We start from the raw sequence: 22,934 nt of genomic DNA, 5'->3' as shown, positions 1-22,934 counted from the left end.
CATGCCCCTGGGCGCATGTCGTATCGGACATGTCGCCAGGGACACCAGCGTCGCGCGAACCCGCCGCCGTCTTCATGTCCCTGAAGACATGTCCCTCGCGCCACCCCGCCGCCGCGGCCGCACCAGCGACGCCGCGCACGGCAGCACCAGCAGCGTCAGGAGCAGCGTCGACACCAGCCCGCCGACCACCACCGTCGCCAGCGGCCGCTGCACGTCGGAGCCGATCCCGGTCGCCCGCGCCGCCGGGACCATCCCGAGCAGCGCGACCAGGATCATGAGCAGCAGCGGGCGCACCGCCCGGGTGGCCCCCTGCACCGTGTCCTCGACCGCGTCGCCGCCGGCCGCGACCGCGCGGATCGACTCGACCAGCAGCACCCCGCTCATCACCGCCACGCCGAACAGCGACACCATCCCGACCGCCGCCGACACGCTGAGGTGGATCCCGCGCAGCCACAGCGCGAGCACCCCGCCGAGCAGCGAGAACGGCACGCACGCCAGCACCAGCAGCGCCCAGCGCAGCGAGCGGAAGGCGAAGCACAGCAGCGCCAGGATGATGCCCAGCGTCAGCGGCAGGATCACCACCAGGCGTCGCCGCGCCCGCGTCAGGTTCTCGAACTGCCCGCCCCACTCGAGCCGGTAGCCGGGCGGCAGCTGCAGCGCCGCCTGCAGCTGCCGCTGCGCCTCGGCGACGAAGCTGCCCTGATCGCGCCCGCGGATGTTGGTGCGCACGGTGACCTGGCGCTGGTTCTCGCGCCGGGCGATGATCGTCGCGCCCTCGGCCACCTCGATGTCGGCGACCTCGGCCAGCGGCACCCGGCCGCCGCGGTGCGGCATCACCATCAGGCGCCCGATCGCCTCCCCGCTGGCGCGCGCCTCCGGGATGTACCGCAACGCCGCCGCGAACCGCCGCGAGCCCTCGTACACCGTGGCGATCGGCCGCCCGCCGATCGCCAGGCTCACCAGCTGCTGCACGTCCGCCACGTCGGCCCCGTAGCGCGCCATGTCGGCCCGGCGCAGGCGCAGTCGCAGCTGCTCCTGGGCCGCCTCCTGCTCGATCGCCGTGTCGGCCGCGCCCGCGATCCCGGCCACGATCGCGCGGCTCTGCACCGCCAGCCGCCGCAGCTCGCCGAGGTCGGGGCCGCGGACGATGATCGCCAGGTCGGCCGACGACCCCGTCGCCGCCTCGGTCGCGTTGTCGAGGATCGGCTGGGTGAAGCTGAACGTGGCGCCGGGGATCGCCGCTCGCAGCCGCCGCGCCAGCGCCTCGACCAGGTCGGCCTTGACCTGTCCCTTCGGCCACGTGTCGTACGGCTGCAGGCCGACCAGGAATTCGTTGCGGTTGGGCCCGTACGGGTCGGTGCCCGAGTCGTTGCGGCCGGTCTGCGAGGCGACTTGCCGGACCTCGGGCGACTGCAGCACCAGGCCCCGGATCGTCGACGCGATCTCGGCCGACTTGAACAGCGACAGCCCGCGCGGCAGGTTGCAGCGGATCCAGATCGATCCCTCGTCGAGCTGCGGCAGGAACTCGGTGCCGACGCGGCCGCCGACCAGCACCAGCGCCGCCACCGTCACCACCGCCGCGCCCGCCACCACCGGTCTGGCCCGCCGCACGAGGCGCCGGACGAGCCCCGCGTAGCCGGCCGCGATCGCCGACATCACCCGGCTGGGGCGGCTCTTCACCCCGCGGCGGAACACGTAGCTGGCCAGCACCGGCGTCAGCGTCAAGCTCAGCAGCAGCGCGCCCAGCAGCGCCGTGCTGACGGTGAACGCCATCGGCGTGAACAGCCGCCGCTCGACCCGCTGCAGCATGAACAGCGGCAGGTACGCGGCGATGATGATCGCCAGCGAGAACACGATCGGGCGCGTCACCTCGCGGGCCGCCGCGGCGAACTCGTCCGGCTCGGCCGGGGCCCGCGGGTCGGGCCGCTGCTGCAGCCGGTGCACGATCGCCTCGACCATCACCAGCGTGCCGTCGACGATGATGCCGAAGTCGATCGCCCCGAGGCTCAGCAGGTTGGCCGGGACCCCGGCCAGCTTCATGCACACGAACGCGAACAGCAGCGACAGCGGGATCATCAGCGCCGTCAGCAGCGCCGCGCGCACGCTGGCGAGCAAGAGCACCAGCACGAACACGACGATGGTCACCCCCTCGGCGAGCGTGCGCGAGACGGTGCGCAGCGTCCGACCGACCAGCTCGCTGCGGTCGTAGAAGCCCTCGATGCGGGCCCCGGCCAGCTCCTCGCCGGCGTTCAGCGCGTCGACGCGGGCGTGGATGCCCCGCAGCACCTCGCTCGGGTTCTCCCACCGCCGCATCAGCACCACGCCCTCGACCCCGCCCTGGGCCGCGTCGAGGCCGAAGATCCCGGTCGGCGGCGCCGGGCCGATCCGCACCGTGGCGACGTCGCGGACGAAGATCGGCACCCCGCCGTCGACCCCGACCAGCGTCGACGCGATGTCCTCGGCCGACTGCAGCTGGCCCACGCTGCGCACCGCGATCGACTGCTGCCCGTTGTCGATCACCCCGCCGCCGGCGTTCTCGTTGTTCTCCTCGATCGCCGCCGCGATGTCGTCGATCGACAGATGAAACTTGTCGAGCGCGAGCGGGTCGACCTCGACCTGGTACTGCCGGACCTCCCCGCCGAACGTGATGACGTCGGCCACCCCGGGCGACTGCAGCAGCCGCGGCGCCACCACCCAGTCCTGCAGCGTGCGCAGCTGCATCGTCGTCAGCGTCGCGCTCACCAGGTGGTAGCGGAACATCTCGCCGATCGCCGTCGACATCGGCCCGAGCGACGACTCCACCCCCGGCGGCAGATCGGCGTCGCGCAGCTTCTCCAGCACCACCTGGCGCGCGACCAGGTCGTCGATCGCGTCGTCGAAGGTCAGCTCGACCACCGACAGGCCGAAGATCGTCCGCGAGCGGCGGCCGATCACGTGCGGCACGCTGCCGAGCGCCCGCTCGATCGGCACCGTCACCAGCTGCTCGACCTCCTCCGCCGCGTAGCCCGGCAGCATCGTGATCACCACCACCTGCGTGTCCGACACGTCCGGATAGGCCTCGATCTTCAGCGTCGCCAGCGCGTACGCCCCCGCCGCGATCCACACCGCCGCGGCCAGCAGCACCGCGAGGCGGAAGCGCAGGGCGAGGAGCGGCAGCCGCGTCAGCATCGATCCTCACTCCGACGGCAGCAGCAACAGCCCGCCGTCGATCACCACCCGCTCGCCGACCTTCGCCCCCTCCGCCAGCCCGAGCCACTCGCCGCTGCGCGCCCCGATCCGCACCGGCCGGACCTCGAAGCGGCCCGGCCCGCGCTCGACCAGCACCACGTCGCCGCCGTCGCGGTGCAGCACCGCCGACTGCGGCACCGCCGGCATCGACGTGGTCGCCCGCGAGTGACGCACGCGACCGAACATCTCTGGGCGCAGGCGGCCGTCGGGGTTCGGCAGCGCCGCCTGCACCTTGATCGTCCGCGTCTTCGGCTCGACCGTATCGGCGATCCGCACCACCTTGGCCGCGAACGTCTCGCCCGGGTAGGCCGCCAGCTCGGTCTGCATCGACTCGCCGAGCCCGACGAAGCGGATCAGGTTCTCCGGCACGTCGGCCGTCACCAGCACCACGCTGAGGTCGGCGATCGTCATCAGCGGCTGGGCCGTGTCGGAGTGGAACTCGCCCGGCGCGACGTGCAGCTCGAGCACCTTGCCGGCGATCGGCGCGCGCACCGAGATCGTGTCGCGCCGGTCGCCCGCGCGCAGCCCGAGCAGCCCGAGGCGTCGGCGCGCCTGCCTGCGATCGGCCTCGCTGCGGACCAGCGCCGCCCGGGCCTCGGCGTGGGCCGCGTCGACGTTGTCGACCTCCTTGCGCGCCACCGCGTCGTGGGCGAAGAGCCCGTGGACGCGCTCGCGGTCGGCCGTGGCCTTGACCAGCCCGGCCCGCGCCGCCAGCACGTCGGCCTCGGACTGCTCATAGTGGGCGATCGCCGCGTCGGCCTCCGGGCTGTCGAGCACCAGCAGCACGTCGCCGGCCGCCACGCGGTCGCCGACGCGGACGTCGACCTCGCGCACGCGCCCGGTCACCGGCAGGAGCACGTGCGACAACCTGCCCGGATCGATCTCGAGCTGCGCCGGCGACACCACCTCGTCGGTCGACAGCTCGCGCGCGGTGACCTCGCCGATCTTCAGGCTCGACAGCATCGGCGAGTCGGCCGGCAGCTCGATCTGCGGCGAACCGCCCGGCACCGCCGCCGGCGTCGACGCGGCGTCGCGCTGCGGCGCCCGCGGTCGACACGGCCCGAGCGAACCGATCAGCCACAGCGCGACCGACCACCCGCGCGCGCTCACTGCCATCCTCCGCTCGCCGTCACCGCGTCGATCTCGTACAGCGCCCGGGCGAACGCCGCCCGCGCCTCGTTGTAGGTCCGGCGCGTGTCGTTGTGGGCTCGCTGGGCGTCGATCAGCTCGATCAGGCTGGCCTCGCCGCGGCGGTACGCGTACTCCGCCGTCGCCAGGACCCGCTCGGCCCGCGCCAGCATCCCGCCCTCGAAGCTCGCCAGCAGCTCGCGCGCCACTTCGTAGGCCACGTGGGCGTTGGCCGCCTCGAAGCGGATCGCCTGCTCCACCGCCAGCGCCCGCTGGTCGGCCTGCGCCGCCTGCTGGCGCGAGCGCTCGATCTGCCCCTGGTTGCGGTCGAACAGCCGCAGCGGCACCACCACGAAGAACCCGAGCGAGTTGCCGGTGCCGGCCAGACCTTGCTGGCGCCGCGCCTCGACGCCGACGCTCAGGTCGATCTTGCCCTCGGCGATCTGGCGGCGCACGTCGAGCTGGGTGAAGCGCTGCTCGCCGTGCGCCGCCCGCAGATCGGGCCGCTCGCGCAGCGCCCGGGCCTGGATCTCCGCCAGCGCCCGCGGCCTCGCGTCGGCCCGCATCTCGCCCGTGACGAAGATCGCAGCCGCCGACGCGGTGCGGCCGAGCAGCAGCGCCAGGTTGTTGCTCGCGACCCGCTGCGCCCCCTCCGCCTGCCGCAGCTCGTTGCTCGCCTGCAGCTCGGCGATCTGCGCGCGCGTCAGGTCGACCTTGGCCAGGTCGCCGTTGGCCACGCGGACCTCGTTGAGCGCGACCACGCGGGCGTACAGGTCGCGGTTCACCTCGGCGAGCTCGACCGCCGCGGCCGCGGCCTGCACGTCGACGCAGGCGGACTGCACGTCGCGGACCAGGAGGCGGACCGCGTCGCGGAGGCGCTGCTCGGCGACCGCCACGCCGGTCTCGGCGACCTCGATCCGGCGCTTGCGCTTGCGGCCGACGCGGAACAGCCAGTCGGTGCGGACGAAGAACTCCTCGGGGCCCGCGTGGTTGACGTTGTCGTAGTGCGTGCCGAGCAGGTCGAGGTGGTCGGCGCCGAAGCTGAGCGTGGGGTTCAGGCGCAGCCGCGCCGAGACGATCTCGGCCCGCGCCAGCGGCACCTCGTATCTCCGCGCCAGGAGCTCCAGGTTGTGCCCCAGCGCCTCGTCGACCGCCTCCTCCACGCGCATCGCCTCCACCGGCGTCGGCGGCGCCGCGCTCGCCTGGCCCGAGAGCCAGATGAGCACGAGCCCCGCCCCGCGGACGCGGAGCCGGCGCGCACGGGCCTGCGAGCGAGACACGCGACGGTGTATGCCAGCGGCCACGGCCGGCAAGCGGGCGCCCGGCCGCCTCGGGGTCGGCGGCCGGGATGAAAATGGCCTTCAGGACATGCTCCTTCAGACAGCTTCAGTCAGTGACCCGTCGCCGCCCGGCATCGACGGGTCGACAGCGCCGGCCCGCACCTCCGCGCCTTCACCTGGACTGAGAGCCCGCGACCTGCTCATCGCGGATGCCCGCGAGCACATGTCGCCGAGGACATGTCCGCCCGCCCCTCGAACGCCCTCTGTCCCGCGGAGTCCGCGAGCGCATGCCCCGAGCACGTGCCCGCACCGACCAAGCGAAGCCTGCCTCTCCGGACATGCCCGAAAAAACATCCCCCCGAACACATGCCCGCGCCGACCCCGCGCTCACCGCCCGCGAAGCCTGCCTCTTCGGACATGCCCGAAAAAACATGCCCCCGATCACATGCCCTCTCGGACATGTCCCTCACCCCTGCCGAGCGCCCCGACCGGCCGCCCCGCTCAGAACGAGCCGCGCAGGCTGAGCCCGACGAACCCGGGCGCCAGCGCCGGCGCGAACGCCGTGTTGGCCTGCGAGCGGCGCTTGAGCCCGACGACCAGCAGGGCCACGCCGGCGCCCGCCAGCAGCGGGGCCAGCACCGCGCCGGCGATGGTCATCGACTCGGCCGCCTTGCCGCGGTCGAGCAGGTCCTGGCACGACGGCGACGGCATGCTGAGCACGCACATGTTGGCCGGGTCGTCGACCTGCTTCTCGAGCGAAGCGACGCGGGCCCCGCCGACCCCGGCCACCACCGCCGCGCCCACGCCGAGCCCGATCATCACCCCGCCGCCGATCGCCAGCCCCTTCCACGGCTTCGCCGCCGGCACGGCGTCGGGCGGCGGCGGCGGCAGCTCCTCGGGGCCCTCGACCGCGTCCGGCACCTGCGGCTTCTCGGCCGCGGCCGCCGCTTCGGCCTCGGCCAGCCGCTGCTTGAAGTCGTCGCGCGCCGCCACGATCTTCGGGCTGATCGGCGTCTCGGTCCCGTACGCGCGGGTGAAGCCCTCGCAGTAGGCGTCGAGCGCCTGGGCCGCCTCGCGCAGCGCCTCGGGCCGCGTCTCGCCCTGCAGCCCGCGCGTGAACGCGTCGACCACGTACTCGTAGACCGCGGCGCGGTTGTCCCGGTGGGCCGTCGTCTCCTTGAGGTTGGCCGCCGCCGCGATCCACGTGCGCGCCGCCGCGAGGTTCTCGCCGCGGTCGAACTCGGCCTGTCCCTCGTTGAACCCGGCCTCGAACGCCGCCAGCGCCTTCGTGTCCTGGGCGGGGGCCGCCGGCGCCGGCGAGGGCGCCAGCAACGCGAGCGCGGTGAGGAGGGACAGGACCCGAGAGGGACGCGTGGCGTGCTTCATGTCGTGGGGGGGATGTCCGAAGGGGCAGGGCGGATCGGACCGGTGCGTCGCGCCGGCGCGGTCAGCAGGGCGCCTCGGGGGGCGAGGGCCGGGCTGCAGGCAGGGCCGAGGGGGCGGCCCGTCCGGGCCCGCACAGGCACAGTCGACCTCGACGAGGGCGACCGACCAGGTGCGGGCGAGGCGGCGCGACATCCGGGGAAAAACCGGCGCGAGTGTACAACACCTGCGCCCGTCGAGCGTCGCGCTGATCCGCGCCGCCGGCGCGCCGCCGGGCCTCTGGCAGCCGCTGCGAGGGCCGCTGCGGGGGTCCAGGGCGCCGACCGCCACCTCGCTGCAGCGCCGCTCGCCGCCCCTCGTCCCGGTGACGGCGACGCCTTCGCGTTCGACGGCTCGCCCCCTCGCGGTCGAGGCTTTCACGGCCCTCGTCGACCTTCGCCCAGTCATCTCCCGTCGCGTCCGCCAGCCTCGTGCGACGAGCCTGAGGCCCCGCGCCCCGAGGTCGGCGCACGCACGCGACGACGCCTCCCGGCGCAGCGGTCGCTGCACGAGAACCGCAGCCGACGGGCAGCGAACAGCGCCGGGGACCCACATCACGGCCAGCAGCCGGGAGGATCCCGGACACCTGCACCGCCGGCGATCGATCGCCGCGAGCACACCCGTGCCGTTCGACGTTTCGCCCCCAACATGGCAAAAGACGCCGTTTCAGCGCAGATCCGCCCGCCCGGCGCACCGCCGCCCGCACACCGCCTCGCTCCAGAACGGACTTCGTTCTAGCGTGCAGATCGGCGACGGCTGGTGTAGGTAAGCCAGACCAGGCATGCCAGTCGAGGCCCAGCAGGACGCGCTCGTCGGAACCGTGCTCGAAGGACGCTTCCAGGTCGAGCGTCTCCTCGGCGAAGGCGGCATGGGCCGCGTCTACGTGGCCGACGAGCTGCGCCTGCGTCGCCGCTGCGCGCTCAAGGTCCTGCTCCCCGAGCTCACCGAGGACAAGGACTGCGTCGAACGCTTCCTGCGCGAGGCCCAGGCGATCGCGCAGATCCACCACGAGCACGTCGTCGACATCTACCACCTCGGCGAGGACGTGAACTCCGGCGTGGTGTTCTTCGCCATGGAGCTGCTGGTCGGCAAGGACCTCGAGACGCGCCTGCTCGAGCGCAGCCGCAAGCCGCTCGGCTGGCAGCAGGTCACCCTGTGGATGGAGCAGGTCGCCAGCGCCATGGCTGCGGTGCACGCCGCCGGCATGATCCACCGCGACCTCAAGCCGTCGAACGTGTTCCTCACCGCCAAGCGCGGCGGCGGCGAGCAGGTCAAGCTGCTCGACTTCGGCATCGCCAAGACCGCCCACCACGCCGCGTTGACCAGCACCGGCGCGGCGCTCGGCACCCCGTTCTACATGTCGCCGGAGCAGATCCTGGCGCAGGCGCTCGACTCGCGCACCGACATCTACTCGTTCGGCGTGGTGCTCTTCGAGGCGCTGGCCGGGCGCATGCCGTTCATCGGCGAGCCGATCCAGGTGGCGATGCAGCACTGCAACCTGCCGCCGCCGACCATCCACGCCATCAACCCCGAGGCCGGCGTGCCGGCCGAGCTCGACGCCTACGTCCAGCGCATGCTGGCCAAGGACCGCGACGCTCGCCCGCAGACGATGGACGAGATCGAGGCCGTCCTGCACGACCTGCTCGCGGCCCACAACCCCGGCCCGCGCCCGAGCACCGGCCCGCTGCCGATCGCCGCCCCGGTGAGCGCCGGCCTCCAGGACTCGGCCCCCAATCACTTCGGCCCCGAGTCCACGCTGCAGAGCACCTCCTCGAGCCCGGCGGCCAGGACGGTGCTCGCCGGCTCCACGCCGGCCTCGGGCCTGCCGCGGGTCGACACGCGCACCAACCTCGACAACCGGCGCCCGCCGGCCTCCACCGTCGAGATCCACTTCGACGCCGGCGAGCCCGGGACCCGCGCCGCGCGCAACAAGCTGCTCGTGCCGATCCTGGTCGGCGCCGCCGCGCTGGTGGGGCTGCTCGCCTTCGTGTTCACCGGCGGCGACGACCCGCCGGCCCCGCCGCCGCTCCCCGTCGCCGCGCCGCCGGCGGCCCAGACGACCCCGCCTCCGCCGGTCAAGCCGCCCGCCCCGCCGGTCCAGCCCGACCCGCCCGCGCAGCCCGAGGTCGAACCTGGCCCCACGGACAGCCCGGGCGCTACCGCCGGCGAACCTGTCCCTTCGGACACAGCCGGCGAGCCCAAGGTCGAGGATCCCAAGGGCAAGAAGAACCCCGTCGTCAAGACCGGCGACAAGCCGCAGGACCCGATGGCCAAGCTGCGACGCGCCGCTGACGGCTGCCGCAAGACGCACAAGGCCGTGAAGGGCCCCAAGATCACCGTCGACTACGCCACCGGCAGCGACGGCTCGGTCACCCGCGCCGTCCCCTCGCAGCAGGACGCGCTGGGCAAGTGCCTCGCCGACGCCGTCAAGGCGACCAAGTTCGCGCCCCAGCTCAAGCTCGGCCTCAAGATCGACCTCTAGAGCCCTGCCCGCGGCCTGACGACCAGGCGCCGTCATGCCCGCTCGCTCGCCCTCGCCCGCGTCCTCCTCGGGTCGAGCCCGCCGCTCGTCGGCTCGCTGCGCCGCTGCGGGCCGACCGGCGCCGCTTCGCCGGGCCTGGTCGGCGCCGCCGCTCACCTGTCCTTCGTTTCATGACCCAACCACCATGACCGAAAGAGCATGACCGTGAAGACATCCCCCCTGTCCCTCGCGTCATCCCTCCTCCTCGCCGCCTGCTTCAACCCGGCGGGCAGCGACACCACCGACACCGGCGGCAGCGACGGCCCGACCACCACGAGCACCGCCACGGTCGGGCCCGGGAGCACGAGCAGCGGCGAGGGCCCGGCCACCAGCCTGGGCCCCACCGGGCCCACCAGCGGCGAGGAGGGCACCGTCACCCTCACCGGCGACACCTCGACCGGCACCGACACCACCGGCGAGCCCTGCGACCTCGACGTGTGCCCCTGCGACAGCGCCACCGAGTGCCGGCCCGGCCAGCAGTGTCACGAGGGCCAGTGCGTCGAGTGCATCGACAGCGCCACCTGCGACGGCCGCGTGTGCGACCCCGTCGACCACGTCTGCCGCGCCTGCCGCGAGCACGACGACTGCCCGGAGACCGCCTGCGAGCTCGACGACGGCGTCTGCTTCCCCAAGGCCAGCACCAGCCACGCCTTCATCGACCCCGCGCTCGTCTGCGGCGCGCAGTCCTGCGCCGAGGACCAGCCGTGCTGCTCGATCGCCCAGGCCATGTCCCAGCACCAGGACGCGGAGCACCTCGTCGTCCACCTGCTCCCCGGCACCTACGCGACCGGCATCCACCTCGACCAGGGCGGGCGCAAGATCGCCGTCCTCGGCAGCGAGCTCACCACCTTCACCGTCGACGTCGAGCCCGCCGTCCTCCTCGGCCTCGAGATGCAGGACCTCGCCATCGACAGCGAGCTCTACGTCGCGCGGATCCGCATCGAAGACGGTCAGGGCGCCGCCGCGGTCCGTTGCCGCGCCGCCGCCCAGCTGTGGCTCGACGACGTCCGGATCGTCGGCTACGGCGGTCGCGCCATCTCGGCCGCCGAGTGCACCACCGTGGTCCGCCGCAACCAGCTCGCGCAGAACCTCTACTCGATCCACATCGCCGAGGGCGCCACCTTGCGGCTGGAGAACAGCCTCGTCGCCCACTTCAACATGGGCGCCGCGCTCGAGATCGGCGCCGCCAGCACTGCGAACCTCCTCTACACCACGCTCGGCGACGTCACCCAGCACGAGTCGGGCCTGTTCGCCTGCCTCGACGGCACCGCCGGGCTCGACGCGCGCAACTCGGCGCTCCTCAGCCACGGCCTCGTCGACACCTTCTCCTGTGCCACCAGCGCGGCCCAGCTCTCCGACTCGCTCGTCAGCGCCGCGGAGCTGGAGAACGCCGACACCAACACCAGCGTCATCCCGCCGCAGGCCGTCCCGCAGATCTTCATGGACTGGAACGGCGGCGACCTGCACGTGTTCGGCGACGGCCTCCCGCTCGCCGGCGTCGCCCGCTGGAAGCAGGGCGACCCGCGGACCGACGTCGACGGCGATCCGCGGCCGCTGATGGACGGCGCGCCCGACATCGCCGGCGGCGACCGCCCGCCGGGTTGACCGTGACCTAACTCCGACCGGGCGACCGCCGGCGCCGCCGGTTCGCGCCGTCGATCGGCCCATCGCGCCCGCGCACGCCCCTCTCGCCCGCCCGAAGCCTGTTCGCGCGCCATCCGCACATGCACTCGCATTGCAATTGCAGTCCGCTGACAACAGCGACTCGAGTGCGAGAGCGGCCCGCTCGCTTGACGGCCTCGGCCGGGATCTCTTAACCGTTCGATCCCGGTGCCACGCGCTCGCGCCACGCTCTGCACCTGCCTCGCGGCGTGCCTGTGGGCCTCGCCGGGCTGGGCCGCGCCCGCGGTCGTCCCGCCGAGCCCGCGGACCCGGGTCGACGCCGTCTATCCGCTCGCCGAGGCGCGCAGCGACGTCGTCGCGGTCAAGCTGGCGGTCACCGTCGAGGCCGACGGGCGGGTCGGCGCCGTCGAGGTGCTGAAGAGCGGCGGCGCGGCCTTCGACGACGCCGCGGTCGCCGCGGTCAAGCAGTGGCGGTTCGACCCGGCGCGCCGGGACGACGTCGCGGTGGCCGTCAAGATCCGCGTGCCCTTCAACTTCGCCCCGCCGGCCCAGCCCGCCGAGGCGCCCGCCGGTGAACCTGCCCCTTCGGCCCCGCCCGGGCAACCTGCCCCTTCGGCCAGCCAACCGGGTCCCTCCCGACCTGCCCCTCCGGCCAGCCAGCCGGCCCCCTCCCAACCTGTCCCTCCGGCCAGCCAGCCGGGTCCGCCCCAACCTGTCCCTTCGGCCAGCCAGCCGGGTCCGTCCCAACCTGCCCCTTCGGCCAGCCCGTCCCAACCTGCCCCTTCGGCCAGCCAGCCCGAGCCGGTGCTCGACGTCGCCGCGCGCAGCCGGCGGCCGCCGCCGCGGGCCGCCAGCGACTTCGTCGTCGAGCGCGACGTCCTCGCCGCCCCGCCGCGGCAGAGCGCCGCCGACATGCTGAGCAGCGCCCCCGGCGTCTACGTCGCGCGGGCCGAGGGCGAGGCCGTGGCGCACGAGATCACCCTGCGCGGCTTCAACGCCGCGCACGGCCAGGACATCGAGATCACCGCCGGCGCCTTGCCGCTCAACCAGGTCTCGCACCTGCACGGCCAGGGCTACGCCGACCTCAACTGGATCGTCCCCGAGACCGTACGATCGATCCGCGTCACCGAGGGCGTCTACGACCCGCGGCAGGGCGACTTCGCCGTCGCCGGCAGCATCGACTTCGACCTCGCCGTCCCGCGCCGCGGCATCCAGCTGCGCAGCACCGGCGGCTCCTTCGCCACCTTCCGCCAGCTCGTCCTGTGGGCCCCCAAGGGCCAGGAGGACGAGACCTTCGCCGCCGCCGCCGTCCGTCGCACCCGCGGCTTCGGCATGAACCGCGGCGGCCTCTCGGGCATGGCCATGGGCCAGTTCGCCTTCTCGGCCGCGGGCGGCTGGCGCGGCAAGGTCCACGTCGCCGCCTACGCCGCGCGGGCCGGCCTCGCCGGCGTCCTGCGCCGCGACGACGTCGCCGCCGGCGTCGTCGGCTTCTACGACAGCTACGGCGACCCCTCGGCCAACAGCCAGTCCGCCTCGGCCGCGCGCGGCCACCTCTCGCTCGAGCTCGAGCGCCGCGGCGAGGGCGGCGCGGTCACCCGCATGGCCGTGTGGACCGCCCTCGTCGACCTCCACAGCCGCGAGAACTTCACCGGCTACACCCAGCGCGGCGTCGTCATGCCGCAGTGGGTCGGCCGCGGCGACCTCATCGAGCAGCAGAACCGCGACTTCGGCGGCGGCATGCGCCTGTCCCATCGGACAGCCGGATGGCGCCCCGCCCCGTGGTTCCACGCCGCCCTCGAGGTCGGCGCCGCCGCCCGGATCCACAACATCCAGCAGGCGCAGAACCTGCTGCAAGCGCCGCAGAACGAGACCTGGGACCGGCGCGTCGACGCCACCGTCCTCGCCAGCGACGTCGGCCTCTACGGCGACCTCGACCTCCGCCTCGGCAAGCGCGTGCGCCTGCGCGGCGGCGGTCGGGCCGACGTCCTCCACTACGACATCGACGACCGCCTCGGCAACTTCATCGCCCCCTACCAGGTCGAGAGCCACCTCGTCGGTCACCGCCGCACCGCCACCGGCGTGGCCGCCGGCCCGCGCGTCAGCCTCGAGGTCGCGCCTGTCCCTTGGGTCAGCCTGTTCGCCGCCTACGGCCAGGGCTACCGCTCGCCGCAGGCGCGCCAGCTCGACGAGGGCGAGCGGGCCCCGTTCGCCAAGGTCCACAGCACCGAGGGTGGCGTGCGCATGAGCCCGCTCGGCGGTCGCCTCCAGCTCAGCGCCGCCGGCTTCGCCACCTTCCTCGCCCAGGACCTCGCCTTCGACCCCGAGGAGGGCCGGCTCGAGAAAGTCGGTCCGACGCGGCGGGCCGGCGCCGCGCTCCAGCTGATCGCGCGCCCGCTCCCGTGGCTGGTCGCCGCCGGCAGCGTCACCTACGTCCACGCCGTCCTGCGCGCCCCGCCGCCGGCCACCGCCGAGAACCCCTCCCCGCCCTACGTCCCCGGCCAGCTCCTGCCCTACGTCCCGCCGGTCGTCGTGCGCGCCGACATCGGCCTCGACAAGGACCTCGTGGAGCTCAAGGGTCGCCCGCTCGGCCTGCGCGTCGGCCTCGGCTACTCCTACCTGTCCCCGCGGCCATTGCCTTACGGACAGTTCGCCGACCCCGTCCACCTCCTCGACGCCAGCGCCGCCGTGCGCTGGTCGGTCGTCGAGGTCGGCGTCGAGGCCTTCAACCTGCTGGCCCGCCGCTGGGCCGCCACCGAGTACAACTTCGTGTCCGACTGGGGCACCCGCCCGATCCTCCCTCCTGCCCGCCCGCCACTTCGCCGCCGGCCCCCCGCTCAGCGTCATGGGCACCCTCACCCTGCACTTCTAGCCGCCTGTCCCTCCAGACCTGTCCTCTCGCACCTGTCCCTCGTCACCGGTCCTTTCGCGCATGTCCCTCCGACCAGCCATGCTCCTCCTGCTCTGCGCCGCCTGCGGCGCCACCGGCGAGCCGGCCTTCCAGGCCCCGCTGCGGGCGCGCGGGGCCGCGGCCGAGCTGACCGCGGGCGCCTGGACCGTGACCCTCACGCGCGCCGAAGTCGGCCTCGGCCCGCTCTACCTGTGCGCCACCGCGGCCGCCTCCTCCGAACTGTGCGCCACCGCGGCCGCCGAGTTCGCCGCGGTCGCCCCCGTCGACCTGCTCGACCCCGGGCCTCAGGCGCTCGGCGAGCTCGACGTCCTGCCCGGTCAGGTCCGCTCGGCCATGCTCGACTACGGCGTCACCTGGCTCAAGACGCAGGCCAAGCCGGGCGCCCAGGACGGCGCGCCGGGCGGGCGCGCGGCCCGGTTCGCCGGCACGGCTGTCTCTGCGGACATGTCCTTCGAGTTCACCGCCGACCTCGACGTCGCCCCCGTGCTCCGCGGCAGCCGCACCATCGAGGGCCTGCGGGTCGGTCCCTTCGACCTCGACGTCGGCGGCGCGCTCGACGTCACGATCGACGGCGCCGCCTGGTGGGCCGGCGTCGACTTCGACGAGCTCGCCGAGCTCGGCCCCGGCCCGCACGACCTCGCCGCCCTGGCCGCCGAAGATCCGGCCTCGCCCGCCGCCGACGCCCTGGCCGCCGTCCGCTTCGCCATGATCGCCGTCCCGCCGCGGTTCGCCTGGGCCGCCGAGGAATGATCCCATGACCCCGATCGACGCCCTCCAGCAGCTCTTCCTCCGCGCCGGCGCCGGCTGGGTGCTGTGGCTGCTCGGCCTGCTCTCGGTCGTCAGCGTCGCCCTCACCGTCGAGCGCTGGCTGGTCCTGCGCGCCCGCGGCGGCGACCTGCGCGTGCTCGCCGGCCGCGTCGCCGCCCTCTTGCAGGCCGGCGACCGCGACGGCGCCCTAAACCTGCTCGCCGCCTCGCCGAGCGTCGCCGCGGCGATCGCCGCCGCCGGCCTGCGCCTCGCCGACCGCGGGCCCAAGGCCGCCGAGTACGCCATGCAGAGCGCCCTCGCCCTCGAGCGCGGCCAGCTCGAGCGCGGCCTTATCTTCCTCGGCACCCTCGGCAACAACGCCCCGTTCGTCGGCCTGCTCGGCACCGTCATCGGCGTCATCGCGGCCTTCGAGGAGCTCGGCCACGCCGCCCCCGGCCACGGCGGGGGCACCGGCGCCGCCTCGCAGGTCGCCTCCAACGCCGTCATGTCGAGCATCGCCGAGGCCCTCGTCGCCACCGCGGTTGGCCTCCTCGTCGCCCTCCCCGCCGTCGCCGCCTACAACGCCTTCCAGCGCAAGATCACCTCGCTGTGCCAGGGCAGCGAGGCCCTCACCAACCTCGTCCTCGCGTACATGTCCGATACGACAGGTCCCGAAGGCCAGCCGGAGGCGCGCTGATGGCCGGCCACGGCAGCGGCGATCCGGGCGGCATGATCGTCGGCATCAACGTCACGCCGATGGTCGACATCGTCCTGGTGCTGCTCATCATCTTCATCGTCACCGCCAAGATCATCGTCACCCCCGCGGTCGAGATGGACCTGCCGGAGGCCAGCACCGCCGGCGAGGTCCAGGTCGTCCTGTCGGTGATCGTCCCCGAGCGCGGCGCCACCCTCGTCGACGGCGAGCCGATCGCCGGCGACGACGAGCTCGTCACCCGCGCCGCCTCCGTGCGCGCCCGCACCCCGCAGGTCCGCGCCGTCATCCACGCCGACGGCGAGGTCCCCCACCGCCGCGTGATCGCCACCATCGACGCCCTCCAGCGCGGCGGCGTCTACCGCGTCGCCTTCGCCACCCTGTCCCCCGCGCCAGGCCCCGCCGGCCAGGAGGCGGCGCCGTGACCCGGTCGCCGAATCACCTGTCCTTCGGGACATCCTCTGCAGCGCCCGGCGCGGCTCCTCACCTGTCCCTCGAGCGATCCTCTCCCCCGCTCGCCCAGGCACCGGCACGAACGCTCGCCGCCGCTCATGACCCGTCCTTCGAGACATCCTCCGCCGGGCCCGAAGCGGCTCATCACCTGTCCCTCGGGCCATCCTCCTTCGCGCTCGTCCAGGCGCCCGCACGAGCCCGGACGAGCGCCCCGGCCCCTCACCTGTCTCTTCATAAGACGTTCTTCGCGGAGGTCCGCGGGTGACTCGGCCGGGCATCGCCGCCCAGGTGTTCGCCGCCGCCGCGCCGCCGGCCTCGCGGCGGCACCACGCGATCGTCGTCGCGGTCCTCCTGCACCTCGGCGTCGCGGTGATGATCTTGCGGGCCCAGCCCACGCTGGAGACCTGGAGCGCCACCATGGCCGCGCGCGTCCACGACGAGCTGACCCGCCTGCAGCTCGCCGACGTCGAGCGCACCGAGCCAACGCCTCCGCCGCCCGAGCCCCCGCCGTCCGAGCCTCCCCCAGCCGCCAGCGAGCCGGCCCCCGCCGTCGCCTCCGCCCCGCCCGCCCCCTCACGACCGGCCCGGCCCGCCCCCGCGCGCGCCGGCAAGGTCGTCGCCGCCCCGCCGGGCGCCCTCGACCTCACCGGCGACGTCGTCGTCGTCGGCAACGCCAGCGCCTACGTCGGCGGCGCCACCAGCTCGACCGGCACCGGTACCAAACCTGTCCCGAACGCCAGCTCGGAGCCATCGCCCGCGCCCCCGCCCGCGCCCACCGCCAGCCCACCGCCCGCCTCCCCCGGCGCCGTCGATCGCTCGCGCCCGGTCGCCCTCGCCAGCGACGAGTGGAACTGCCCCTGGCCGCTCGAGGCCGACGGCCTCGCGCTCGACGAGCAGGTCGCCACGATCCGCGTCACCGTCGACGCCCGCGGCGTCGTCGAGTCCGCCGAGCTCGTCACCGACCCCGGCGACGGCTTCGGCGCCGCCGCCCTCGCCTGCGCCCGCCGGACCCGCTTCACCCCCGCCCTCGACCGCGACGGCCGCCCGGTCCGCGCCCCCTCGCCTGCCATCCGCGTCCACTTCACCCGCGACCGCTGATGTCGCCTGCACTTTGAGACATGTCCTGAAGACCACTCACTGCCGCCCATGCTCGACCCGCAGCAGCCACCGACCCCGAAGCCGCGCCGCCTCGCCCCGCTGGGCGTCGCGCTGCTGCTGCTCACGTGTCGCTCGGAGCGGGCCGGCGCCGACGACTGCGCCGTCATCCTCGACCGGATCGTCGCCCTCGAGCTCGCCGAGCAGGGCTACCGCGATCCCGAGCTCACGCGGCGCAAGCAGCAGGAGTTCGCGCGGCGGTTCGTCCCCGAGCTGCAGCGCTGCGAGGGCCTGTCGCTCCCGCCGGGCGCGCGCGAGTGCATCGCGCGGGCGGGCTCGGCCGAGGAGATCAGCCACGTCTGCCTGCGCTGACGCGCGCCCACGCGCCGCGCCGCGGCCCCGCGCTCGCCCCCTCCGTTCACCTGTCCTTTCAGACAGGTCTCAAGCGGCGCCGCTGCGGCCCTCCGGCCCCACGGCCCGTGGTTGACAACGCGATCGCGCGGGCCGCAGACTGCGGATCGCCATGGGGAAGCCGGCCACCGCGCTCGTCGTCTCGCTCGTGCTCGCCGCCTGCAAGTCGGAGCCCGGGGACGAGAGCACCGGCAGCGGCAGCGACGGCAGCAGCACCACCACGACCTCTGCCGCCACCCTCGAGCCCACCACCGCCGGGCCCACCACCGCCGAGCCCACGTCGACGTCGACCACCTCCGGCGACACCGAGACCTCGACCACCGGCGTCGACGAGGCGCTGTGCGCCGACTACTGCGCCGACGTCATGACGAATTGTCTCGACCCGCAGGCGCAGTACCCCAACGCCGACAGCTGCAAGCGCGCCTGCGCCAGCTTCCCCGCCGGCGCGCGCGGCGACGTCTCGGGCAACAGCTACGCCTGTCGCCGCTACCACACCGACGCCGCCGCCATGGACGCGCCGACCCACTGCGTCCACGCCGGCCCGGGCGGCGGCGGCGCCTGCGGCGACAACTGCGACGGCTTCTGCGCCCTCGCGGTGTCCGTCTGCCCGGGCGAGCACCCCAGCCTCGATGTCTGCCTCGCGACCTGCGCCGGCTTCACCGACGACGAGAAGTTCGACGTCGGCGACGTCGCCGGCGACACCCTCGCCTGCCGCCTCTACCACCTCACCGTCGCCGCCACCGGCGAGACCGACGCCGCGGTGCACTGCCCGCACACCCTCCAGGACTCCCCGCCCTGCATGTAAAGACATGTCCCTTCAACCATGCCGGTTCACGCCGCCACGCAAGGCCCACGCATGACCTCTCGCGCCTTCCTTCCCCTCCTCGGTACCCTCCTGCTCCCCGCCTGCTTCGACGACTCGGGCGGTGACGACACCGGCTCGGCCGCGAGCACCACCGCGATGATCACGACCGCGACCCAGGTCAGCGGCGACGTCACGACCACCACGACGACCACCACCGCCACGACCGACTGGACCTCCGGCGAGCCCACCTCCTCGACCACCACCAGCGACGTCGATCCGGTCACCAGCACCGGCGACCCGACCACCGGCACCTCGAGCACCGGCGGCGACACCGACGTCGGCTGCCAGATGTACTGCGCGGCGATGATGGGCAGCTGCACCGGCACCAACGCCCAGTACCCGAGCAACGAGAGCTGCCTCGGCGCCTGCGGCGGCCTCCCGCCGGGCTCGCCGGGCGAGACCTCCGGCAACTCGCTGTCCTGCCGGGCCTACCACGCCGGCATGGCCTCGATCGATCCGGGCATGCACTGCATCCACGCCGGCCCCAGCGGCGCCGGCGCGTGCGGTCAGAGCTGCGAGGGCTTCTGCGCCATCGCCACCTCGATCTGCCCGACCGAGCACCCGAGCCCCGGCGACTGCATGGCCACCTGCGCCAACTTCATGGACACCGAGCCGTACAACACCGAGGACGCCGCCGGCAACACCCTCGCCTGCCGCCTCTACCACCTCACGATCGCCGCCACCGGCCCGGCCGAGGCCCAGGTCCACTGCGGCCACACGATCGAGGCCTCGCCGCCCTGCATGTGACCCGCAGGGCAGGTCCTTCGGAGCATGCTCCGAGGGGCAGGCTCTTGGGGACATGCTCCCGAGGCCAGGCAGCCCGGCTCGACGACCTCGGCTGCCCGACAGCACCCGCGCCGGAGCGCCCCGCCCGCGGCGTCGCAGCGCGCTCCGCAAGCAGCGACGGCCGCCGTGTCGCCCCGCGGCGGAGCGTCAGCGCGGCGTGCTTCAGACGCAGGCCGCGGCCCCGCGACGAAGCGTCGGGCCGCGGCCGTCGGTGTCACTGCGTTGTCAGCGGGCCGACGGCCACGCGTCGGGCCCGGACGCCGGGGTGCGGCGCACGGGGTTGCGCGGCTGCTCGTAGCGCGCGCAGAACTTGTCCCACAGCGACAGCACGCGGGTGACCTCGGGGTCGTTCATCCCCTGGGCCATGTCGCGCAGGTCGGCCTTGCCCTGCTCGCACTGCTGCCAGCCGTCGGCGTCGATCCACGCCCCTGCGACCGGCGCCGTGCCGATCGGCTGCGGCCGCGAGGCCATCAGCGCCAGGCGGTCGGCCCAGGCGATCAGCAGGCGACCCTTGCGGATGTTGTAGGCCTCGCGCTCGATCTCCGCCAGCTGGAACGCCCGCTCCTCGACCATCTTCTGCCCCGACTCCGGGTCCTCGTACTCGATGGTCAGCATGATCTGGTCCTGCGGCCGCAGCTTCTTGCCGCGCGCCATCAGGTCGGACAGGAACAGCTGCGACGTGTTGGCGAAGTAGTGGATCGCCTGCACGTCCTCCTTCACCGCCGAGCTCTCCTCGCCGTAGAACACGTTCATGCGCAGCGACGGCGGCAGGTGCAGCTGGAAGTGGACGTCCATCGCCGTCGTCTCGAGCAGCGAGATGAAGCGCGGGCCGAACACCGCGTCGACCTCGGCCTCGGAGCCGAGGAACACGTAGGCCCCCTTGCCGCGCTCGGTCAGCTTGTCGAGCAGCGCGTCGTTGAACTCGGTGCCGACGCCGACGCCGGACAGGCGGATCTTCCGCTCGTCGTAGTACTTGGCCACCATCGACATCGTCCGCGGGTCGGTGTTGCCGGTGTTGGCGAGCGCGTCGGTGACCAGCACCACGCGGTTGTTGTAGGTGTGCTGGTAGCCGCGGTCGGCCAGCTCGTAGCCGCGGGTCAGGCCTGCGTGCACGTCGGTCGACCCGCGCGGCTTCATGCGCTCGATCGCCTTCTCGAGCACCTCCGGCTTGTCGCGCCCGACCACGAAGTTCTCCACCGGCACGCACACCTCGTGGTCGAACAGCACCACGTTGACGAGGTCGCCGGTCTTGAGCTCGCCCATCATCTTCCGCATGCCCCGCTTGAGGTAGTCCATGCGGCCCTCGTCGCTCATCGAGCCCGAGCGATCCACGACGAACGTCAGGTTGCCGTTGCGCCGGGCCTGCTTGTCGACCGGGCGCCCGCGGATCGCCAGCGCCAGGTTGTAGATCCCGTCCTGCTTCGGATCCTTGGCGATCTCGGGCAGCACCGAGAAGTCGTCGGTCGGCGCCACCTCGGCCGTTTCGAACGAGAAGTAGTTGAGCAGCTCGTGCGGCCGGATGTGCTCGAGCGGCACCGGCAGGAACTTGTCGATGGCGAAGATCACCCGCTGCGCCGACGACATGCTCATCGTGTCGTCGTTCGACAGGTACGTCGCCTGACCCCAGTCGCTGTACTGGGCCTCGCCGTCGCCGACCTGCTGGACCGGCTCGTACGCCACCGAGTTCGTGTCCTCCGCCTCGTCACGGGCCACCTGCGCCTCGGCCGGCGCCGCCGCGGCGGTGCCCGGGCGCTCCTCCGCCGCCTTGTCGCGCCCGCGGTCCTTCTTCTGCTTCTTCTGCTCGGCCTTCTCGGCCCGGCGCGTGTCGGCGTCGCCCTGCGAGTTCGCCGACTTCGACGCCGTCACCGGCGGCGGCGGAGGAGACTGCGGCGGCGCTGCGCCGGCATCGAATCCCCCTCTGCTGCCGCGACCCGCCGCCCCCTCGCCCTTGCCGAGCGCCCCGGCCGACGGCGTCGTCTGGATCGGCGACGGCGAGGGCGGAGGCGCCGAGCCGCCGCCGTAGGTCACCTGCTTGTACTTCGGCTTCGGCGGCGCCGGCTTCTTGGTCGGTTTGGGGATCGCCCCGCCCGAGGGACCGCCACCGGAAGCGATGGCGCCGCCGCTCGGCCCGTAGCACTGATCGATCCGCGACACCATCTTCGGCAGCGCCGCCAGGTTCGGCGGCGGCGCGTCGCTCCGGTTGCGCGGCGGATGCGGACGCGCCGAGAACGTGTGCGGCGGCGCCTCGTAAGCCACGTCCCCTTGCCCGTGGGCCAGCATCACGTTGTTGTTGCCGTCGGGCGTCACCGTGCCGATCGGGGTCACCGAGCTCGAGCGGCACTGCGTCAGCGCGAGCGGGGTCGCCAGGAGGATCCACTTCATCCACGGGTTCATGCGCGTCTCCTTGGGCCGGGGCACGGGCCAGCTTGACAGCCTCGTGCCTCGGCGTGCAGCCCCACAACGCCGCCGCCTCGCCCGCGCTGACACCCCGCGGACACCGCCCCGAGCGTCCTGGCGCGCCCGCGACCGCCGGGCGGTTCCGCCCCGGGCGCCGCGTCGCGCTCGCGGTTCACATGTCCCGAAGGACAGCTCACCGCTCCGCCGCCGAACGCCGGACAAACTCGGCGCCGCCCCGCCGCAGCCCCCTGGCGTCCCGGCGGGGCTCGCGTCTACCATCCGAGGCTGCTGCGGCCATGCTCGGTCCGACCTCCGCGCTGCTCCTCCTGTCGCTGGCCGGACCGCCTGCGATCGAGTGGCGCGCCCCCGCGGGCTGCCCGACCCGCGACGACGTCCTCGAAGCTCTGGCCGCCCTCACCCGGCCACCCGACCTCGAGGGCGTGCGCGTGCGCGGCGTCGTCCGCAGGGTCGCCGGGCGCTACGAGCTGCGGCTCGACATCCACACCCAGCGCCTCACCCAGCGCCGGGTCGAGCGCGCCGACGCCTGCGACTCGCTCGACGGCGCCGCGGCCCTGATCATCGCCATCGCCATCGACCCGCTCGAGTTCGCCAACCAGCTCGCGCCTCCTGCCCCGGAACCCGAGCCCGAACCCGAGCCCGCGCCTCCGACCCCCGTCCCGCCGCCGCCTGACCCCGTCGAGCCTGCCCCCGTCGATCCCGAGCCCTCGCCGGTCCGCGATCCCCCGCCCGCGCCGCCCACCGCTCCGCCCTCGCGTCCGCCCGCGCCCCCACCCGCGCGCGCCCACAAGCTCAGCGTCCTCCTGCGCGTCGACGGGGCGATCGACGCCGGCGCCACCCCGACGATCGCCGGCGACATCGGCGGCGCCTTCGGCTTCCTCTACCACCGCCTCCGCGTCGAGGCCGTGGGCCACTACATGCCGGCGCGCCCGCTGACCTTCGAGGACGCCCGGGTCGGCGTCGTCGCTCGCTGGGCGCTGGGGGTCCGCGGTTGCGGCCGGTTCCTCCCCGGTTCGCTCGAGATCCCGGTGTGCCTCGGCCTCGAGGGCGGCCAGCTCCTCGCCGAGGGCGCCGGCATCACCGTCGACCGCCGACAGGCCCGCCCGCCCTGGTTCGCCGTCCTGCTCGGCCTCGGCCTCGTGTGGTCGCCGCATCCTCGGGTCGGCCTCGGCGTCCGCACCGACTTCGTCATCGCTCCGCTGCGGGCCCAGTTCACCGTCAGCGACGAGCTCGTCTTCATCACCCAGCCGGTCGGCGTGCGCTTCGGCGGCGGCCTCGAGATTCGTCTCGGGCCCGGCGCGCGGCGTGACGGATCGACCTCGGCCCGGCCAAAGAAATAA

General features: G+C 74.0%; 15 protein-coding genes. 10 read left to right on the top strand and 5 right to left on the bottom strand.

The annotated features are described in order from the left end of the window. Window positions 1-72 precede the first annotated feature (72 nt). From OV079_RS05650 to OV079_RS05635, 4 genes are all read right to left on the bottom strand, one after another. The gene (locus tag OV079_RS05650; protein ID WP_267766685.1) at window positions 73-3,168 is read right to left on the bottom strand and encodes an efflux RND transporter permease subunit; all 3,096 of its coding nucleotides are present in this window, start codon (window positions 3,166-3,168) and stop codon (window positions 73-75) included. 6 nt (window positions 3,169-3,174) lie between these two features. Beyond that, the gene (locus OV079_RS05645) at window positions 3,175-4,338 is read right to left on the bottom strand and encodes an efflux RND transporter periplasmic adaptor subunit (RefSeq protein WP_267766684.1); all 1,164 of its coding nucleotides are present in this window, start codon (window positions 4,336-4,338) and stop codon (window positions 3,175-3,177) included. Then, window positions 4,335-5,636: a TolC family protein gene (locus OV079_RS05640; RefSeq protein ID WP_267766681.1), complete on the bottom strand. Its 1,302-nt coding sequence runs from the start codon at window positions 5,634-5,636 to the stop codon at window positions 4,335-4,337. Before OV079_RS05640 ends, OV079_RS05645 begins: the two co-directional genes overlap by 4 nt. A 501-nt stretch (window positions 5,637-6,137) precedes the next feature. Further along, window positions 6,138-7,022: a hypothetical protein gene (locus tag OV079_RS05635; RefSeq protein WP_267766680.1), complete on the bottom strand. Its 885-nt coding sequence runs from the start codon at window positions 7,020-7,022 to the stop codon at window positions 6,138-6,140. 817 nt (window positions 7,023-7,839) lie between these two features. Here OV079_RS05635 and OV079_RS05630 point away from each other — a divergent pair. The 9 genes from OV079_RS05630 to OV079_RS05590 all read left to right on the top strand — a co-directional run bounded on the left by OV079_RS05630 (window position 7,840) and on the right by OV079_RS05590 (window position 19,140). Next, entirely contained in the window at window positions 7,840-9,540 is a 1,701-nt protein-coding gene (locus OV079_RS05630; protein WP_267766679.1) for a serine/threonine protein kinase, read from the top strand. Between the two features lie 204 nt (window positions 9,541-9,744). Continuing rightward, window positions 9,745-11,184, top strand: a complete 1,440-nt coding sequence (locus tag OV079_RS05625; protein WP_267766678.1) for a hypothetical protein — start codon at window positions 9,745-9,747, stop codon at window positions 11,182-11,184. A gap of 225 nt (window positions 11,185-11,409) precedes the next feature. Then, entirely contained in the window at window positions 11,410-14,868 is a 3,459-nt protein-coding gene (locus OV079_RS05620) for a TonB-dependent receptor domain-containing protein (protein WP_267766677.1), read from the top strand. Continuing rightward, on the top strand, window positions 14,865-15,554 hold the full coding sequence (locus OV079_RS05615) for a MotA/TolQ/ExbB proton channel family protein (RefSeq protein ID WP_267766676.1): 690 nt from the start codon (window positions 14,865-14,867) through the stop codon (window positions 15,552-15,554). Before OV079_RS05620 ends, OV079_RS05615 begins: the two co-directional genes overlap by 4 nt. Then, complete coding sequence (locus OV079_RS05610) at window positions 15,554-15,994, top strand: ExbD/TolR family protein (RefSeq protein WP_267766674.1); 441 nt, start codon at window positions 15,554-15,556, stop codon at window positions 15,992-15,994. The genes OV079_RS05615 and OV079_RS05610 overlap by 1 nt, the downstream gene beginning before the upstream one ends. A gap of 289 nt (window positions 15,995-16,283) precedes the next feature. Beyond that, window positions 16,284-17,120, top strand: a complete 837-nt coding sequence (locus OV079_RS05605; protein WP_267766672.1) for a TonB family protein — start codon at window positions 16,284-16,286, stop codon at window positions 17,118-17,120. 48 nt (window positions 17,121-17,168) lie between these two features. Continuing rightward, a complete protein-coding gene (locus tag OV079_RS05600) occupies window positions 17,169-17,489 on the top strand; it encodes a hypothetical protein (protein ID WP_267766671.1) in 321 nt (106 codons plus the stop codon). Between the two features lie 151 nt (window positions 17,490-17,640). Beyond that, window positions 17,641-18,333, top strand: a complete 693-nt coding sequence (locus tag OV079_RS05595) for a hypothetical protein (RefSeq protein WP_267766670.1) — start codon at window positions 17,641-17,643, stop codon at window positions 18,331-18,333. Between the two features lie 51 nt (window positions 18,334-18,384). Beyond that, a complete protein-coding gene (locus tag OV079_RS05590) occupies window positions 18,385-19,140 on the top strand; it encodes a hypothetical protein (RefSeq protein WP_267766669.1) in 756 nt (251 codons plus the stop codon). A 264-nt stretch (window positions 19,141-19,404) separates the two neighbouring features. Here the strand turns inward: OV079_RS05590 and OV079_RS55605 are convergent, their stop codons facing one another. Next, window positions 19,405-21,597: a vWA domain-containing protein gene (locus tag OV079_RS55605; RefSeq protein WP_267766668.1), complete on the bottom strand. Its 2,193-nt coding sequence runs from the start codon at window positions 21,595-21,597 to the stop codon at window positions 19,405-19,407. A 275-nt stretch (window positions 21,598-21,872) separates the two neighbouring features. On the opposite strand from OV079_RS55605, the gene OV079_RS05580 reads away from it, so the two are divergent. Next, window positions 21,873-22,934 (top strand): hypothetical protein, encoded by a 1,062-nt coding sequence (locus OV079_RS05580; RefSeq protein ID WP_267766666.1) that lies wholly within the window; start codon window positions 21,873-21,875, stop codon window positions 22,932-22,934.

This window comes from Nannocystis pusilla, assembly GCF_026626665.1.
In the GTDB taxonomy this organism is placed as follows: Bacteria; Myxococcota_A; Polyangia; order Nannocystales; family Nannocystaceae; genus Nannocystis; species Nannocystis pusilla.
This window is presented reverse-complemented; position numbering and strand designations above follow the sequence as displayed.